The sequence below is a fragment of the Pseudomonas sp. SA195 genome, from assembly GCF_054131565.1.
Map to the genome: position 1 here is coordinate 3,024,987 of NZ_CP096392.1, position 16,157 is coordinate 3,041,143.

Consider the following 16,157-nt stretch of genomic DNA (forward strand, 5'->3'; position numbering starts at 1 on the left):
AGGTCGTTCAGGCCAGCACACCAGACTGGCGCATGGCCTGGCGCAGCGGCTCCTGGCAATGCTGGCTGAGCCAGGTCAATGGCAGGCGGATGCCCTCGGGCATTAGACCCATCTCATGCAGAGCCCACTTGACCGGAATCGGGTTGGCCTCGATGAACAAGGTCTGGTGAAGCGGCATCAGCAAAGCATTGATTGCCCGTGCCTTGTCAGCGTCACCGGCGATCGCGGCGGCGCACAATTCGCTCATCGCACGCGGTGCGACATTGGCGGTGACGGAAATATTGCCTTTGCCACCCATGAGCATAAGTTCGACCGCGGTGGCGTCGTCACCGGAATAGACGAGGAAATCCTGACCGACCCGGTCGAGCACTTCGCGTCCGCGCTTGAGGTCGCCAGTCGCTTCCTTGATGCCGATGATATTGGGCACCTTCGATAGGCGCTCGACCGTCTCGGGCAGCATGTCGCATGCGGTGCGGCCAGGCACGTTATAAAGAATCTGGGGAATGGCGACAGCTTCGGCGACGTGCCGGAAATGCTGGTACAGCCCTTCCTGGGTCGGCTTGTTGTAGTACGGCGTGACCAGCAGGCAGGCGTCTGCACCAGCGGCCTTGGCATTCTCGGTCAGCTCCACCGCCTCGCGGGTCGAATTGGCGCCCGTGCCGGCGATGACGGGGATACGGCCATTGACCTGATCCACTACACGACGGATCACCTCGATATGCTCGGGCACCTCGAGCGTTGCGGACTCGCCAGTGGTCCCGACGGCAACGATTGCGTTAGTACCTTCCTGTAGATGGAAGTCGACCAGTTTGGCCAGGCTCTCCCAATCGAGATCGCCTTGCGCATCCATGGGAGTGACAAGCGCCACCATACTGCCCGCGATCATGCAACCACTCCTGCCGGAAAAAGAGACGCGTAATGGTACAAGGCTCCATTGCGCTTTGCGAGTACGCTGGATGCATCCGCAGCGACGACTGGCGGGAGGCGAATCACGCCGCAGCCTGGCGGACGCGCATTCCTTCGCGAGGCGCTTTCCGCTACTCTTAGCCGTTTTCGGCTTGGCTGGCCGCCCGATTCATCTTTGCCAGGAACGCTGCATGTCCCTCCCCCCCGTACCCCGCGAACAGTTTCTCGTCATCAGCGCCTTGGGCAAAAGCCCGATGGAGCTCACCAATGTGCTCTGCAAAGCCAGTCACGAGAACCGCTGCGCCGTGGTCAGCACTCGCCTGACCCGTCATGGCGAGTGCAGCGCCCTCGTGCTTGAGATCACCGGCACCTGGGACGCGCTTGCACGGATGGAGGCCGCCTTGCCCGGCCTGGCGAAGAAACATGACTTCGTCCCTACCGTGGTGCGTAGCGAATCGCTGGAAACCCGCCCGCAGGCGCTGCCCTATGTCGCCTACGTCAGTTCCGTGTACCGCCCGGACATCCTCAACGAGCTCTGCCAGTTCTTCATCGATCACCGTGTCGAACTGGAGAACCTCACGTGCGATACCTACCAGGCGCCGCAGACTGGCGGAACCATGCTCAACGCGACCCTGACCCTGACCCTGCCTGCCGGCACCCAGATCAGCTGGCTTCGCGACCAGTTCCTGGATTTCGCCGATGCACTGAACCTGGACGCCCTGATCGAGCCTTGGCGTCCGCAGAACCCCTGAGAAGGAACCACGCCCATGGCCGTTGAGATCGACCAACCCATCCCCCCGTTCGTGGCCCAAGCTACCAGCGAGACGCAGGTGACGCGCGAAAGCCTGAACGGCAAACAGACGGTCCTCTACTTCTACCCGAAGGACAATACACCAGGCTGCACCACCCAAGGCCAAGGCTTCCGGGACCTGCATGACGCGTTCCTGGCTGCCAACACCCAGGTGTTCGGCGTCTCCCGAGACAGCCTGAAGACGCACGAGAACTTCAAAGCCAAGCAAGCTTTCCCCTTCGAACTCATCAGTGACAAGGACGAAGCGCTCTGCCAGCTGTTCGACGTGATCAAGCTGAAGAAGCTCTACGGGAAGGAATACCTCGGCGTCGACCGCAGCACCTTCCTGATCGACGAAACCGGCGTGCTTCGCCAGGCGTGGCGCGGCGTGAAGGTGCCTGGCCACGTCGAAGCCGTGCTGCAGGCCGCCCAGGCACTCAGCCAGCGTTGATCCGGCCCGCCCCGCCGCGCTCATCAGGCTCGGCGGGGCTTGCGTCACGGCCGACTCTTCAACCCACCTCTTCTACGATGGGCGGCGCAACAGTCTTGCGGGGCCATGCGTAGAGTACGGCCTTGAACAGGGTCGCCAGCGGGATGGCAAAGAACACGCCCCAGAACCCCCACAGCCCGCCAAATAGCAACACCGCGCAAATGATTGCCACGGGGTGCAGATTCACGGCCTCAGAGAACAACAGTGGCACCAGCACATTGCCGTCGAGCGCCTGGATGATGGCGTAGGCCACCATCAGATAGATGAACTGGTCACCCACGCCCCACTGGAACAGACCGATCAACGCGATCGGTATGGTGACCAGCGTCGCGCCGATGTAAGGCACCACAACCGAAACGCCCACCAACAATGCAAGCAGCGCGGCGTAGTTCAGCTCTAACGCCGCGAACACGACGTAGGACACCGCACCGCAGATCAGGATCTCAATCGCCTTGCCGCGAATGTAATTGGCAATCTGCAGGTTCATTTCCTGCGACACCTGGGTGATCAGTGTGCGTTCGCGAGGCAGATAGCCGCTGAGCCAATCACTGATCTGCTGCCGGTCTTTAAGAAAGAAGAACACCAGGATCGGCACCAGGATGAGGTAGATCAGCAAACTGATCAGCAGCGGCAGACTCGACAACGAGGACGTCAATACGACCTGGCCGTAACGGCCGATTTCGCCGCGCATGAAGTCGATGCCGCGCAAGACCTGCTCCTCGGTAAGCAGCTGCGGATACCGCTCTGGCAGCAGGAGCAGCAACGATTGCCACTCGACCAGCATGCGCGGCAGCTCGTTGAACAACGTCAGCACCTGCTGCCAGACCAACGGCACCAGGAACAGCAAGCACACCGTAAGCGCGCCCACGAACATGAGAAATACCAGCCAGACAGCAATCAGGTGAGGCACCCGCTTGCGCTCGAGCGCGCCGACCAGTCCTTGCATGAGATAAGCCAGCACCAGCCCGGCAATTACCGGCGCGAGCATCCTGCCGAGCGTCAGAACGATGGCAAAGGCCACCACCAACAGAACGGCAGGAACGACAGCTTCTTCATCGGAAAAATAGCGATGGACCCAGCCACGCAACACGTTGAGCATCGTTCGTCCTTAATCGCCTTCAGGCTTTGCGCAGCCAGTAGCGAAATACGCCATTGACCAGCTCTTCGTGTACCAAAGCATGTCCAGCCAACTTGGCAAAGCTGCGGAAGTCGCGCTGCGAGCCCGGATCGGTCGCGGTCACCTTGAGCACATTGCCACTGGCGAGTTGGTTGAGCGCGAGCTTGGCCTTGAGCAACGGCATCGGGCACTCCAGGCCGGTCGCATCGAGCTCGGCATCGCAGGCAGGCCCTTTGGGTTGTGCGTCGTTCATCGTCGCCTCCTTGAAAGCCCGACAGGATACCGAGCCGCGCCCGACTCTGGCCAGTTACCCGAGCACAAGGCTACAGTAGCGATCCCGCCTCGATGAGCCAGTCTGGATGAAATTGCTGCGCCCTACCCTGCTGACATTGGCTTGCCTGCTCGGCCAGCCGGCCATGGCCAACGACCTTCCCTCACTGGGTGATTCCAGTTCCGGCATCGTCTCGCCAGAACAGGAACATCAGTTAGGCCGCGCCTGGCTGAGCCTGCTGCGTGGTCAGGTGCCGCAGCTCTCCGACCCGCAGCTCAAGGATTTTCTCGAGCGCAGCGTGTACCGGCTGGCCGAAACCAGCCAGCTGCAAGATCGCCGTCTGGAGTTCGTGCTGCTCGACAGCAAGGAGCTGAACGCATTCGCCGCGCCGGGCGGCATCATCGGCGTAAACGGCGGGCTCTTCCTGCACGCACAGACGGAGGCTGAGTACGCCTCCGTCCTGGCTCACGAACTGGCCCACCTATCGCAACGCCACTTCGCGCGAGGGCTTGAAGCACAGAAACGCATGCAACTGCCACTGATGGCCGCCATGCTAGCCGGAGTGGTCGCGGCCGCAGCCGGTGCGGGGGATGCCGGCATCGCCGCGATCGTGTCGAGCCAGGCAGCTGCCATCCAGGCGCAGCGTCGCTTCTCTCGCCAGAACGAGCAGGAGGCGGACCGCATTGGCATCCTCAACCTCGAGCGTGCCGGTTACGACCCGCGCGCCATGCCGGACATGTTCAGTCGCCTGATGCGCCAGTATCGCTACGATCAGAAGCCGCCGGAATTCCTGCTGACCCACCCGGTCACCGAATCCCGTATTGCCGATACCCGCAACCGCGCTGAGCAATATGCCAACAACGGCGTCGAAGATAGCCTGCGCTACCAGCTCATGCGCGCCCGAACCGACCTCAAGTTCGAGAACACGCCAGGCGTGAGCGCCAAGCGCTTCCGCGCCATGCTCAATGACGACGGGACCCTAGATGCGGCACGCTATGGCCTGGCCCTGGCTCAGATCAAAAGCGGCCAACTGGAAGACGCCGGAGCCAATCTGCAGACGCTACTCGCCAAGGAGCCGGACGAGGCCGCCTACAACCTCGCGCAGATCGAACTCGATATCACTGCAAACCGGCTGGCGGCCGCGCGCCAGCGCACGCAGCGCCTGCTAGAGCTGTACCCGGGAAGCTACCCGGTGCGCCAGACGCATATCGATCTACTCATGAAGGAAGGCAAGCAACAGGACGCCGAGCGCGAACTCGACAGGCTCGTCGAAGCACGACCGAAAGACCCGGATATCTGGTATCAGGTGGCGGAGATCCGCGGCCTGACCGGCAATATCGTCGGGCTTCACGAGGGGCGCGCCGAGTACTTCGCGCTGGTTGGCGACTACGACCAAGCCATTGAACAACTGGATTTCGCCAAGCGCCGCTCGAGCAACTTCCAGACGGCCGCACGCATCGATGCACGTCAGCAGCAGCTGATGGAAGAGAAGCGCATGGTTGAGGAAATGCTGCGCTAAGGCTTGAGGTCTTCCGGGGCCAAGCGCCTGGCCCACGGTCCCGTCAGGCGTTGCCTGCTTGCTTCAGGCGTGCCGCCTGGGTGAAATCCAACATTCGCTTGAGCGGCCGCACTGCGCGCGGGATCAGCGCCGGATCGACGAAAATTTCGTCCTTACCCCTACGCAGGCACTCCAGAATACGCTCCAACGTATTCATCGCCATCCATGGGCAATGCGCGCAGCTACGGCAAGTCGCCCCGCTGCCTGCGGTCGGCGCCTCGATGAACTGCTTGTCCGGGCACAACTGCTGCATTTTGTAGAAGATGCCTCGGTCAGTCGCCACGATGAAACTTGGATTGGGCAGCGTCTGCGCCGCTTTGATCAACTGGCTCGTAGAACCCACCGCATCGGCCAGCGCGATCACCGCCTCGGGTGACTCGGGATGCACCAGAACGGCTGCATCCGGATACAGCACCTTCATATCCTCGAGCTGTTTGGCCTTGAACTCTTCGTGAACGATGCAGGCCCCGTCCCAGAGCAGCATGTCGGCGCCCGTTTCACGCTGTACGTAGCTGCCTAGGTGCCTGTCCGGTGCCCAGATGATTTTCTCGCCGTTGTCCATCAGGCTTTCGACAATTTCAAGCGCGCAGCTGGACGTCACCACCCAATCGGCGCGCGCTTTCACAGCCGCTGAGGTATTGGCGTAGACCACCACCGTCCGCTCTGGATGCTGATCGCAAAAACGGGAAAACTCCTCCGCCGGGCAGCCGAGGTCTAACGAACAGGTTGCCTCCAACGTGGGCATCAACACGCGCTTCTCGGGGTTCAGGATCTTGGCCGTTTCCCCCATGAACCTGACGCCCGCGACGAGCACCGTCTGCGCAGAATGCTCATTGCCGAAGCGCGCCATTTCCAGCGAATCGGAAACACATCCGCCCGTTTCTTCAGCCAGCGCCTGGATGACCGGGTCCGTGTAGTAATGCGCGACGAGCACTGCGTTCTGCTTTTTCAGCTCGACCGCGATGTCGCGACGCAGCTGCGCTTCCTGTTCGGGCGACAACGGCTGCGGCTGCTTCGCGGCCAGATGGGCCTGTACGAGAACACGTTCGGGTATCTGCGTCATGTCGCGATTTCCTGCAAGCACACGTGATGCGTGGTCGCCGACTGTGCTACTGAGGCAGCCTGTCGGACGTTGCGAAAGGAAGGACCGAGCAAAGGACGAACGCCCGCCCGGCCGATTCAAGGGGACGGAATACTAGCCGAAGCGTTCGGGCGTTGGGAAGCAGGCAAGAAACGAGGGCAACTGACGCCCTGAAAGGAAAAAGCCCGCCGGTTTGCGCCGGCGGGCTCTGGATCACTTGCCCTTGAGCATGTGACCGCGCTCTTCGAGGTTGGTGTGCCAGTCCATCGCATCATGCAGCAGATGCGGCGTCTGCCCACCCTTCTTGCACGCCGCTTCGAAGTAGGCGTTGAGTGCGTCGCGGTAGGACGGATGCACGCAATTGTCGATGATCACGCGAGCACGCTCACGCGGCGCCAGGCCACGCAGGTCTGCCAAACCCTGCTCGGTCACCAGGATGCTGACGTCGTGCTCGGTATGATCGACGTGGGCGACCATCGGAACGACACTAGAAATCGCGCCACCCTTGGCGATCGATTTGGTCACGAAGATAGCCATGTGTGCGTTACGGGCGAAGTCACCCGAACCGCCGATGCCATTCATCATCTTGGTGCCGCCGACGTGCGTGGAATTCACGTTGCCGTAAATGTCGAACTCGAGGGCAGTGTTGATACCAATGATGCCGATACGGCGGACCAGCTCCGGATGATTGGAGATTTCCTGCGGGCGCAGTACCAGCTTGTCCTTGTATTTCTCAAGGTTGCCGAAGACGCGGTCGTTGCAGCGCTGCGACAGGGTAATGGAGCAACCCGAAGCGAAGACCATCTTGCCGGCGTCGATCAGCTCGAAGGTGGAGTCCTGTAGCACTTCGGAATACATCACCAGGTTCTCGAACGGCGAGTCGATCAGACCGCACATCACGGCGTTGGCGATGTTACCGATACCAGCCTGCAGCGGACCAAGGCTATTGCTCAGGCGGCCGGCATCGACTTCCTTCTTGAAGAAATGGATCAGGTGGTTGGCAATTGCCTGGGTTTCGTCGTCCGGCGGCGTGACGGTCGAGTAGGAATCCGGCTGATCGGTGATGACGATCGCGGCGATCTTGGCCGGATCCACCGGAATGGCACCGACACCGATACGGTCGTCGACTTTCATCAGCGGGATTGGCTGACGGTTCGGGCGCTCGCCCGGAATGTAGATGTCGTGCAACCCTTCCAGGTTCGGGTTGTGAGCCAGGTTCAGCTCGACAATGACCTTGTCGGCGAACAACGCGAGGTTAGCCGAGTTACCCACTGACGTAGTCGGGACGATATGCCCCTGCTCGGTGATCGCAACCGCTTCAATGATGGCCAGGTCCGGCTTCTTGATCTGGTGGTTGCGCATCTGCTCGACGGTATGCGACAGGTGCTGATCGATAAACATGACCTCACCCTGGTTGATCGCCTTGCGCAGTGAGGCGTCCGCCTGGAACGGCATGCGGCGGGCGAGCAGCCCGGCCTCGGCCATCATGCCGTCGAGATCGTTACCAAGGCTGGCGCCGGTGATGAGACTGATTTTCAGCGGATTGTCCTTGGCGCGCTTGATCAGCGCCATCGGGACTGCCTTGGCTTCGCCGGCACGGGTGAACCCGCTCATGCCGACGGTCATGCCGTCGAGTACATGGGTAGCAGCCTCGTCGGCGCTCATGACCTTGCTATGCAGGGAGGACAAGCGGATGCGATCAGAATACATTTGAGCCTCGAACCACGGTGAAATCGGAAGGTCGCAGTCTAGTACGTTTACCCGTGCGCGGGTCACATACCAAGGTCGTAGACAAACAGGCCTTGATCGGACTGGCATCTATTCGTATTCCTGACTACGAACCTACAGACGCAAAAAAGCCGGACAACCTTGCGGCCTCCGGCTTTCCTTCCCCGTAGGGATTGTTCTGGTGGGTCGTGTAGGATTCGAACCTACGACCAATTGGTTAAAAGCCAACTGCTCTACCAACTGAGCTAACGACCCGATGCGGGGCGCATGATACTGATTTGATTGAGTAATTCAACTCTTTTTTGAAATTAGGCGTAGCGTGTTGGATCCGCCAGCCCAGCTTCGGAGAAGCCTATGGCACGCAGGCGGCAGCTGTCGCATTTACCGCAGGCGCGGCCATCGTCATCTGCCTGATAACACGACACGGTCATCCCATAGTTGACGCCCAGGCGCGTACCCGCCTGCACAATTTCAGCCTTGCTCATATTTTGTAACGGCGCGCGGATACGGAACCCCTGCCCTTCCACTCCCTCCCGGGTGGCGAGATTGGCAAGCCGCTCGAACGCCTCGACGAATTCGGGGCGGCAATCGGGATAGCCGGAATAGTCGACAGCGTTGACGCCGATGAAGATATCCTGCGCACCCAGCACCTCAGCCCAGCCTAGCGCGAGCGAAAGGAATACCGTGTTGCGCGCCGGCACGTACGTCACCGGAATCCCTTCTTCCACCTGTTCTGGTACCGCAATCGAGGTGTCAGTAAGCGCGGAGCCACCGATACCGTTGAGGTTCATGCCAATCACCTTGTGCTCGACGACGCCCAACTGCTGGGCAACTCGCTCGGCAGCCTGCAGCTCGGCACGGTGGCGCTGGCCGTAATCGAAACTCATGGTGTAGCAGGCGTAACCCTCGGCTCGCGCCATCGCGACGACGGTGGCCGAATCAAGTCCACCAGAGAGCAGGATGACCGCTTTCTTTTCGTTCATTGTCTACCTCGTCGAATATCGATAACGGTCGGGCGGTTGGCGCAGACGTCAACGCCCACGCGCATCATTCCAAAGCACTTTGTGCAGCTGAAGCTGCAGCCTGACCGGCAGGTTGTCCTGCACGATCCAGTCAGCGAGATCACGTGCATCGACCTGACCGTGGCTCGGCGAGAACAACACCTCGCTGGCCCGCGCTTGCAGCCCGTACTCGATCAGCTTGGAAACAGACCAGTCGTAATCATCGCGAGAGCAGATTACGAACTTGACCTGATCATTGGGCGTCAGCAGCGCAATGTTTTCGTAGCGGTTGCGATGCGCTTCTGCTGACCCCGGAGTCTTCAGGTCTACCACGCGACTCACTCGAACATCCGCAACTGCTATGTCCAGCGCCCCACTGGTTTCAAGCGACACCTCGTAGCCGGCATCGCACAAGCGGCGCAACAATTCAGCGCAATTCGGCTGCGCGAGCGGCTCGCCGCCCGTTACGCAGACGTAGCGGGGATTGTAAGACGCGACCCGCTCGAGGATCGCATCGATAGCAATCAGCTCCCCGCCACTAAAGGCGTAGGCCGTATCGCAATACTGACAGCGCAGGGGACAGCCGGTTAGGCGAACGAACACGGTGGGAAGGCCACTGGTGCGCGTCTCCCCCTGCAGCGAGTAGAAAATCTCGGATATTCGCAGGGTTGGGTACATATCAGCCACGGGCGTGACGGCTAAACAGGCCATCCGCCTCCGTTGCGGGAAAGGGGGCGCGATTTTAACGAAAAAACCCGCCGAGGGGCGGGTTTTATTCAAAAACTAGACTGGCTGATCAGCGATTAAGTTGACGCTGGGCCAATTGGGCCGCCGAACTATTGGGGTAGTCTGCAATCACCTGACGAAGAATGCCGCTGGCCTTGTCACGATTACCCAATCGGAGCTCGACGTCCGCCAGCTTGTACAGCGAGTCAGGCACCTTATTGTGTTGAGGATAGGTCTGACTGACACGGGCGAACGCTTGGCCAGCAGCCGGCAAGTCACCCTTCGCCAAGTTAACCTCACCCAGCCAATACTGCGCATTGCCCGCATAAGGGCTGCTCGGGTACTTGCGAAGAAACGCGGCAAAGGCCTGGCTGGCCTTGTCGAAATCCTTGGCCTTGATCAGATCGAACGCCGCATCGTAGTAAAGCTTTTCCTTTTCCGGGTCAGCAGATTCGCTTGAACCCGTACCTTGGGCCGCAGCATCGCTCGATGTCTGCGCGCCACTACCGGCAGCACTACCGGCAGATGAAACATTCTGGCCGGAACCTCCACCTGTCGACAAACCCGACAAGCGACTGTCCAGATCCTGATAACGCTCCAGCCCTTCCTGCTTGAGGCGCTGAATCTCGTTTTCCTGCACTTCCAGCATGCCGCGCAGTTGCGCGATCTCTTCCTGCATCTGCTGCAGTTGCACGAAGAGCATCCCCTGCGCCGAAGACGGAGCAACCGCTCCGCCCCCAGCGTAGGCACCGCCATTATCCGCCCCGGAAGCGTAACCCGACGAGGAGCCAGCAGAAGGCTGCGAGTCGTATTCCACAACCGGAGCCTGGGCTGCCGCAACGAGCGGCAAACCAAGGGCCAGAATCAGCAGATGATGACGATGCTTGAGCATGGCTATTACTTACGCAGCTCTACGCGACGGTTCTGGGCCCACGACTGCTCGTCGTTACCCATGGCGACCGGACGCTCTTCACCGTAGGAAACCAGTTCCAGCTGAGCGGGCGATACGCCCTGCAGAACCAGGTAACGCTGTACGGCCTTGGAGCGGCGCTCACCCAGAGCCATGTTGTACTCGCGAGTACCACGCTCATCGGTGTGGCCTTCCAGAACGACACGGTTACCAGCGGACTTCAGATCCTTGGCATGAACATCCAGCGCGCGCATGGCTTCCGGCTTCAGGTCGGAACTGTCGTACTCGAAATAGAAGGTGGTGATGGCACGCAGAGCGGCTTCTTCGCTCATGCTGCCGTCAACGGCACCGCTGTCAGCGCCGTAACCGGCATTCGGATCCACGGCGGTGGAGCCTTCGCCGGAATCGTCGCCGCCCTTGGACGAACAACCAACAGCCACGGCCATAGCCAGAGCCAGCGCAGCGAACTTACCGAATTTCAGCATTTCCATGTGTAACAACCCCAGGTGTGTTTTTGGTTAAGTAAAGCGTTGATACCGCATCAGTTCAGGTAAGGGGACCACGATGGCTCACGGACTTCGCCTTGAGCAGTAGGAAGCGGGAGCCTAACTCGACCATTGATGGATACGAGCATCAAGACTCCCCGGCCCTGCTGGCGGGTCGCGTAGATTAGCATGGTGCCATTAGGCGCAACAGTGGGCGACTCATCTAAACTGGTGTCCGACAGCAGCCTCAGATTGCCACGCTGAAGATCCTGGGCAGCGACCTTGAAGTTGGTGTAGCCCTCCTGACGATGGATCATCACAAGAGTCTTTTCATCGGCCGATAGTTTCGGGTTGGCGTTGTAGTTGCCGACGAACGTGACACGCTCGGCATTGTTACTGCCCAGCCGCTGCTTGTAGATCTGCGGCTTGCCAGCACGGTCGGAGGTGAAATAGATCGTCTGCCCGTCCGCGCCCCAGAACGGCTCGGTATCGATGGCATAGTGGTTGGTCAGACGCTGAAGCTGTCGTGATCCCAGGTCCATGACATAGACTTCCGGATTGCCATCCTTCGAGAGCACGAACGCAAGGCGGTTGCCATCTGGAGAGAACGCTGGCGCCCCGTTCAAACCTTCGAAGTTGGTGATTTGCTCGCGCCGACCGGTGTCGACGTGCTGAATGAAAATGCGCGGGCGTTTCTGCTCGAACGACACATAGGCAATACGGCGCCCATCGGGCGAGTACCGCGGCGACAGGATCGGCTCGCGCGATTGCAACAGTGTCACTGCGCGAGCACCATCGTAATCAGATCGCTGGAGCGTATAACGGGTGTTGGCGCCACCTAGGCGTTCGGCGGTGACGTAAAGCAGCCGCGTGGAAAAGGCCCCCTTGATGCCGGTGAGCTTTTCGAAAGACTGATCGGCGGCGTAATGCGCCATGTCACGAAGCTGGTCGGGGCTGCCGCCGACACTGCCGTTCATGACTTGCTGTTCGGTGTTGACGTTGAACACCTCATAGCGAACCTGCAGCTTGCCGCCAGAAGGCTCGATGTTCCCAACCATGACGTACTGCGCACCGAGCGCCTTCCAGTCACGAAAAATGATCTCACTGCCGCGGGTCGGCAAACTGATCATGTTCTGTTTCGGTACCGGTTGGAAAATACCCGTGTTGCGCATGTCGTTGCCGATGATTTCGGCCATGTCGTCCGGCAGGACGCTTCCGCCTTGCCAGCCGAACGGCACGACAGCGATCGGGATTGCGCGGTCGGAGCCGCTGGTAACTACGATGTTCTTTTCCTGCGCAGACGCGGTACCCAGCGCGAACGCAAGTAGAACGACGAAACTTCGAAGGTAATTGATCACAACGCAAGATCCTCAGGCGTGAATGTCATCGTGAACGAGCGGTAAGGCTGAAATTCCTGCGGAGAGAGCCCCTGCATTTCAGTCAGCCGACCGATGTTCTTCACCGCGGCAACCGCGGAATTATCGAACGGAGCATCGCCACTGGAGCGGGATACGCTCACGGCGGTAATCGTACCGTCCGGTAGCATGTTCACTCGCAGCGATACCGACATGTTGTTACGTGCCGATGGCGGGCGCGTCCACCCCTCGGCAGCGCGCATGCGAATCAGGTCGTCGAAATCGCCAGCAACCTGGTCGCCCTGAGTATCGGCCATGGCCTGTTGCCGCTGGGTATCCTCGGACAGCAGCTCGGCAAGCGCCTGAGCCTTCTTGTCCTCGGCGGCCTTGCGTGCTGCTTCGGCGGCTGCTTTTTTCTTCGCTTCGCCAGCCGCTTTCTTCTTGGCTGCCTCGGCTGCGGCTTTCTTCTTAGCTTCCTCCGCCGCTTTTTTCTTCGCGGCTTCGGCGGCAGCCTTTTTCTTAGCCTCTTCCTCGGCCTTCTTTTTCGCGTCTTCCGCCTTCTTCTTAGCGATATCGGCTTGCTTCTTCTGCTCAGCCGCCTTCAGGTCTGCGGCTTTCTTGGCGTCTTCAGCCTTTTTCGCTTCGGCCGCCTTTTCCGCCTGCGCTTTGGCCGCTTCGGCCTTTCGAGCCTCATCTGCCTTCTTTTGTTCCGCGGCCTTGGCAGCCGCCTGCCGCTGTTGCTCGACCTTGCGCTGCTCCATCTGCTCGGTTTCGTATTGCTTGGCAGAAGTCTTCTGCGCCTCGCCAGCAATTTTCTGGTTCGTCTGGGTCTTGGCCTGGCTTTGCGACTTAAGCTGGTAAAGCGTGGCTTGGACGATCGGCTTCGACGGAGGTAGCTCCGGAGTCATGGCGAAGCTGACGAACAGCATGCCAAAAATGATGACATGCAACCCGACCGCCAGGATGGTCGGCCAGTAATAGCTCTCAGAGCGCGAACGTTCCAGCTGCTGCATCAAGGCGCCTCGGTGATCAGACCGACGTTACCGACACCCGCTTCCTGCAGCCCACCCATGGCCGCCATCACCGAGCCGTAATCAACCGCCTTGTCTCCGCGTACGAACACCTGGACCTGCTGCCCCTGGCTGCGGTTCTGGTTCATGATCGCGGTTACTGCCTTGGTCATCTCATCGAGCGTCAGAGCCTTGTCCTGAACCGTATCGGTGTCGACCTCACTGCCGATGTTCCAGTAGTAGCTCTTGTCGGCCTTGATCGAGATGGTCAGCACGCGCGAGTTGTTGTCCTGTGGAAGCGCCTCACTGCTGACCTTCGGCAGATCGACCTTGACCCCCTGGTTGAGCATTGGCGCGGTCACCATAAAGATGACGAGCAGGACTAACATCACGTCGATGTAAGGCACCACGTTCATCTCGGCGACGGGCTTGCGTCTGTTGCGAATTCTTGCCATGGCCAGCGGGCCTCAATCTTCGGTGGTGTGTACTTTGCGATGCAGGATCGCCTGGAACTCGTCAGCGAAGGTGTAGTAACGCCCGATCAGCAGCTCGCCGCGCGCCGAGAAACGGTTGTAGGCAATGACCGCTGGAATCGCTGCGAACAGGCCAATCGCGGTGGCAATCAAGGCCTCAGCAATACCCGGCGCAACGGTTGCGAGGGTCGCCTGCTGGACCTGCGCTAACCCACGGAAGGAGTTCATGATGCCCCATACGGTGCCGAACAGGCCGATATAGGGACTGGTCGAGCCGACGGTGGCAAGGAACGGAAGGCTCTGCTCAAGCTTTTCTTCCTCTCGAGAAATCGCGACCCGCATGGCGCGGTTGACACCATCCATCACCGCGTCTGGATCTACGCCCTGCTGCTGGCGCAGGCGGGAAAACTCCTTGAAGCCAGCACGAAAGATCTGCTCGACGCCGGAGTCCGGGTCCGGGTTGCTGCCGGCCTGACGATAAAGCTTGGACAGGTCGATGCCAGACCAGAAACGTTCCTCGAACGCGTCCAGTGCACGCTTCGCGGCACGCAGCATGTTGGTGCGCTGGAAAATCAGGATCCATGAAGTCACCGAGGCGCCCACCAGGATCAACATCACCAGTTGCACCACGAAACTGGCGTTACTGATAAGGCTCCACATGGACATGTGATCGACGTTGGCTTCCACGCTTACTCTCCTGCAGGGGGTAGACCCGACTCGACGAACGCCGCTCGCAGCAATTCGGGAAGGGGACGGGGTTTCAAACTCTCAGCACGCACACAGGCAATCAGAAACCGCCCCTCGCAGAGCAGCTCGCCATCGCAGGCTCGCCTCACCTGTTGCCTGAAGCGCAGGCTAGCGCGCTTCATCTCGATCACGTCCGCGCTCACCAGTAGCTCGTCATCCAGCCGCGCTGGCGACAGATAGCGCGCCTCGCTCGAATGCACGACGAAAAGCAGGTCTTCGCCGACAAGCTGCGACTGGGCAAAACCCAGGCTGCGCAACCGTTCGGTACGGGCCCGCTCCATGAACTTGAGGTAATTGACGTAGTAGACGATGCCGCCCGCATCGGTGTCCTCGTAGTAGACACGGCAGCGATGGCTAAACGATTGAGCTTGTGATTCCGCGCGCATACTAGTGCCAGGCTCTGTAAATGCCAATTGGGTCGGAGAACAATATTTTTGTCACCTTGTGTCGCCATCGAAGAGGTCCGGCACCGGCGAATCACCCATGCTGCGCGGCAGTTTCAAGCCGAAGTGCAAATAGGCATGACGGGTCACCACCCGCCCGCGCGGCGTGCGCATGATATAGCCCTGCTGTATCAGGTACGGCTCGAGCACGTCTTCGATGGTGTGGCGCTCTTCGCTGATCGCCGCGGCCAAGCTTTCGATGCCGACCGGGCCCCCATCGAACTTCTCGATGAGCGTGAGCAGCAAGCGACGATCCTGATGGTCGAGGCCGCGCTCGTCTACATCAAGCATGTTCAGTGCCTGATCGGCCGTGGCGCGGGTAATCTGGCCATCGCTGCGTACCTGGGCAAAATCGCGGACCCGCCGAAGCAATCGATTGGCGATGCGCGGCGTACCGCGTGCCCGCCGAGCAATCTCGAACGCACCCTCGGCTTCGATCGCCAGGCCAAGAATACCGGCCGACCGAGTGACGATGGTGGCCAGGTCCTGTGTCGAGTAGAACTCGAGCCGCTGGACGATTCCGAAACGATCGCGCAGCGGATTGGTGAGCATCCCAGCGCGGGTGGTAGCGCCGACGAGAGTGAAAGCTGGCAAATCGAGCTTGATCGAACGCGCCGCTGGCCCTTCACCAATCATGATGTCGAGCTGAAAGTCCTCCATCGCGGGATAAAGCACTTCTTCAACAATAGGCGACAGGCGATGAATCTCGTCGACGAACAGGACGTCGCCTTCTTCGAGATTGGTCAGCAGCGCAGCGAGGTCGCCCGGGCGCTCCAGCACGGGACCCGAAGTACTCTTTATCGAAACACCCATTTCCTGGGCGATGATGTTGGCAAGCGTGGTCTTGCCCAGGCCGGGCGGGCCGAAGATCAAGGTATGGTCGAGCGCCTCGTTGCGTCCGCGTGCAGCCTTGATGAACAAGTCCATCTGCTCACGCACAACGGGTTGCCCAACATAGTCGCCCAGGCTGACGGGGCGAATGGCCCGATCGAACTGCTCCTCACGGTCACGACCACCGGCCGTCACGAGACGATCAGCTTCGATCATGGCGCGACACCTCTCACCG

The 16,157-nt window shown here is 60.2% G+C and carries 18 protein-coding genes and 1 tRNA gene; 3 read left to right on the forward strand and 16 right to left on the reverse strand.

What is annotated here, in order from left to right:
• Positions 1-7 precede the first annotated feature (7 nt).
• The gene (gene dapA, locus M1D78_RS13985; RefSeq protein ID WP_437420597.1) at positions 8-886 is read right to left on the reverse strand and encodes a 4-hydroxy-tetrahydrodipicolinate synthase; all 879 of its coding nucleotides are present in this window, start codon (positions 884-886) and stop codon (positions 8-10) included.
• 211 nt (positions 887-1,097) lie between these two features.
• On the opposite strand from dapA, the gene M1D78_RS13990 reads away from it, so the two are divergent.
• Both M1D78_RS13990 and M1D78_RS13995 read left to right on the forward strand, forming a co-directional pair.
• Complete coding sequence (locus M1D78_RS13990; RefSeq protein WP_437420598.1) at positions 1,098-1,658, forward strand: glycine cleavage system transcriptional repressor; 561 nt, start codon at positions 1,098-1,100, stop codon at positions 1,656-1,658.
• 15 nt (positions 1,659-1,673) lie between these two features.
• The gene (locus tag M1D78_RS13995) at positions 1,674-2,147 is read left to right on the forward strand and encodes a peroxiredoxin (RefSeq protein WP_437420599.1); all 474 of its coding nucleotides are present in this window, start codon (positions 1,674-1,676) and stop codon (positions 2,145-2,147) included.
• Positions 2,148-2,205: 58 nt separating this feature from the next.
• Here M1D78_RS13995 and M1D78_RS14000 read toward each other — a convergent pair whose 3' ends face one another.
• Together M1D78_RS14000 and M1D78_RS14005 are read right to left on the reverse strand one after the other, a co-directional pair.
• On the reverse strand, positions 2,206-3,285 hold the full coding sequence (locus M1D78_RS14000) for an AI-2E family transporter (RefSeq protein ID WP_437420600.1): 1,080 nt from the start codon (positions 3,283-3,285) through the stop codon (positions 2,206-2,208).
• A gap of 19 nt (positions 3,286-3,304) precedes the next feature.
• Entirely contained in the window at positions 3,305-3,556 is a 252-nt protein-coding gene (locus M1D78_RS14005) for a sulfurtransferase TusA family protein (RefSeq protein WP_437420601.1), read from the reverse strand.
• A gap of 106 nt (positions 3,557-3,662) precedes the next feature.
• Between M1D78_RS14005 and M1D78_RS14010 the strand changes: the two genes are divergently transcribed.
• On the forward strand, positions 3,663-5,093 hold the full coding sequence (locus M1D78_RS14010; protein WP_437420602.1) for a M48 family metalloprotease: 1,431 nt from the start codon (positions 3,663-3,665) through the stop codon (positions 5,091-5,093).
• Positions 5,094-5,136: 43 nt separating this feature from the next.
• On the opposite strand, the gene nadA is transcribed toward M1D78_RS14010, so the two are convergent.
• The 13 genes from nadA to ruvB all read right to left on the reverse strand — a co-directional run bounded on the left by nadA (position 5,137) and on the right by ruvB (position 16,138).
• Positions 5,137-6,195, reverse strand: coding sequence for a quinolinate synthase NadA (gene nadA / locus M1D78_RS14015; protein ID WP_437420603.1), 1,059 nt, complete (start codon positions 6,193-6,195; stop codon positions 5,137-5,139).
• A gap of 231 nt (positions 6,196-6,426) precedes the next feature.
• On the reverse strand, positions 6,427-7,923 hold the full coding sequence (locus tag M1D78_RS14020) for an acetyl-CoA hydrolase/transferase family protein (protein ID WP_437420604.1): 1,497 nt from the start codon (positions 7,921-7,923) through the stop codon (positions 6,427-6,429).
• 197 nt (positions 7,924-8,120) lie between these two features.
• Positions 8,121-8,196: transfer RNA gene (locus tag M1D78_RS14025), tRNA-Lys, on the reverse strand.
• 53 nt (positions 8,197-8,249) lie between these two features.
• A complete protein-coding gene (gene queC / locus M1D78_RS14030; protein ID WP_437420605.1) occupies positions 8,250-8,924 on the reverse strand; it encodes a 7-cyano-7-deazaguanine synthase QueC in 675 nt (224 codons plus the stop codon).
• A gap of 48 nt (positions 8,925-8,972) precedes the next feature.
• Positions 8,973-9,620: a 7-carboxy-7-deazaguanine synthase QueE gene (queE, locus tag M1D78_RS14035; protein ID WP_437421322.1), complete on the reverse strand. Its 648-nt coding sequence runs from the start codon at positions 9,618-9,620 to the stop codon at positions 8,973-8,975.
• A gap of 118 nt (positions 9,621-9,738) precedes the next feature.
• The gene (gene ybgF / locus M1D78_RS14040; protein WP_437420606.1) at positions 9,739-10,560 is read right to left on the reverse strand and encodes a tol-pal system protein YbgF; all 822 of its coding nucleotides are present in this window, start codon (positions 10,558-10,560) and stop codon (positions 9,739-9,741) included.
• 5 nt (positions 10,561-10,565) lie between these two features.
• Entirely contained in the window at positions 10,566-11,069 is a 504-nt protein-coding gene (gene pal, locus M1D78_RS14045) for a peptidoglycan-associated lipoprotein Pal (RefSeq protein WP_243604819.1), read from the reverse strand.
• Between the two features lie 50 nt (positions 11,070-11,119).
• Positions 11,120-12,421 (reverse strand): Tol-Pal system beta propeller repeat protein TolB, encoded by a 1,302-nt coding sequence (gene tolB, locus M1D78_RS14050; RefSeq protein WP_437420607.1) that lies wholly within the window; start codon positions 12,419-12,421, stop codon positions 11,120-11,122.
• Positions 12,418-13,431, reverse strand: a complete 1,014-nt coding sequence (gene tolA / locus M1D78_RS14055) for a cell envelope integrity protein TolA (protein WP_437420608.1) — start codon at positions 13,429-13,431, stop codon at positions 12,418-12,420. Before tolA ends, tolB begins: the two co-directional genes overlap by 4 nt.
• Positions 13,431-13,883 (reverse strand): protein TolR, encoded by a 453-nt coding sequence (tolR, locus tag M1D78_RS14060; RefSeq protein ID WP_437420609.1) that lies wholly within the window; start codon positions 13,881-13,883, stop codon positions 13,431-13,433. Before tolR ends, tolA begins: the two co-directional genes overlap by 1 nt.
• A gap of 12 nt (positions 13,884-13,895) precedes the next feature.
• Positions 13,896-14,588, reverse strand: coding sequence for a protein TolQ (gene tolQ, locus M1D78_RS14065; RefSeq protein ID WP_437420610.1), 693 nt, complete (start codon positions 14,586-14,588; stop codon positions 13,896-13,898).
• Positions 14,589-14,590: 2 nt separating this feature from the next.
• A complete protein-coding gene (ybgC, locus tag M1D78_RS14070; protein ID WP_437420611.1) occupies positions 14,591-15,034 on the reverse strand; it encodes a tol-pal system-associated acyl-CoA thioesterase in 444 nt (147 codons plus the stop codon).
• Between the two features lie 51 nt (positions 15,035-15,085).
• Positions 15,086-16,138: a Holliday junction branch migration DNA helicase RuvB gene (ruvB, locus tag M1D78_RS14075; RefSeq protein ID WP_437420612.1), complete on the reverse strand. Its 1,053-nt coding sequence runs from the start codon at positions 16,136-16,138 to the stop codon at positions 15,086-15,088.
• Positions 16,139-16,157: the final 19 nt, after the last annotated feature.

Coding starts and splice junctions, on each gene's coding strand:
- nadA (WP_437420603.1), bottom strand. CDS start 6,195: ATGACGCAGATACCCGAACGTGTTCTCGTACAGGCCCATCTGGCCGCG.
- tolR (WP_437420609.1), bottom strand. CDS start 13,883: ATGGCAAGAATTCGCAACAGACGCAAGCCCGTCGCCGAGATGAACGTG.
- M1D78_RS14020 (WP_437420604.1), bottom strand. CDS start 7,923: ATGTATTCTGATCGCATCCGCTTGTCCTCCCTGCATAGCAAGGTCATG.
- M1D78_RS14005 (WP_437420601.1), bottom strand. CDS start 3,556: ATGAACGACGCACAACCCAAAGGGCCTGCCTGCGATGCCGAGCTCGAT.
- ybgC (WP_437420611.1), bottom strand. CDS start 15,034: ATGCGCGCGGAATCACAAGCTCAATCGTTTAGCCATCGCTGCCGTGTC.
- M1D78_RS13990 (WP_437420598.1), top strand. CDS start 1,098: ATGTCCCTCCCCCCCGTACCCCGCGAACAGTTTCTCGTCATCAGCGCC.
- ybgF (WP_437420606.1), bottom strand. CDS start 10,560: ATGCTCAAGCATCGTCATCATCTGCTGATTCTGGCCCTTGGTTTGCCG.
- M1D78_RS14000 (WP_437420600.1), bottom strand. CDS start 3,285: ATGCTCAACGTGTTGCGTGGCTGGGTCCATCGCTATTTTTCCGATGAA.
- queE (WP_437421322.1), bottom strand. CDS start 9,620: ATGTACCCAACCCTGCGAATATCCGAGATTTTCTACTCGCTGCAGGGG.
- M1D78_RS14010 (WP_437420602.1), top strand. CDS start 3,663: ATGAAATTGCTGCGCCCTACCCTGCTGACATTGGCTTGCCTGCTCGGC.
- ruvB (WP_437420612.1), bottom strand. CDS start 16,138: ATGATCGAAGCTGATCGTCTCGTGACGGCCGGTGGTCGTGACCGTGAG.
- dapA (WP_437420597.1), bottom strand. CDS start 886: ATGATCGCGGGCAGTATGGTGGCGCTTGTCACTCCCATGGATGCGCAA.
- pal (WP_243604819.1), bottom strand. CDS start 11,069: ATGGAAATGCTGAAATTCGGTAAGTTCGCTGCGCTGGCTCTGGCTATG.
- M1D78_RS13995 (WP_437420599.1), top strand. CDS start 1,674: ATGGCCGTTGAGATCGACCAACCCATCCCCCCGTTCGTGGCCCAAGCT.
- tolA (WP_437420608.1), bottom strand. CDS start 13,431: ATGCAGCAGCTGGAACGTTCGCGCTCTGAGAGCTATTACTGGCCGACC.
- queC (WP_437420605.1), bottom strand. CDS start 8,924: ATGAACGAAAAGAAAGCGGTCATCCTGCTCTCTGGTGGACTTGATTCG.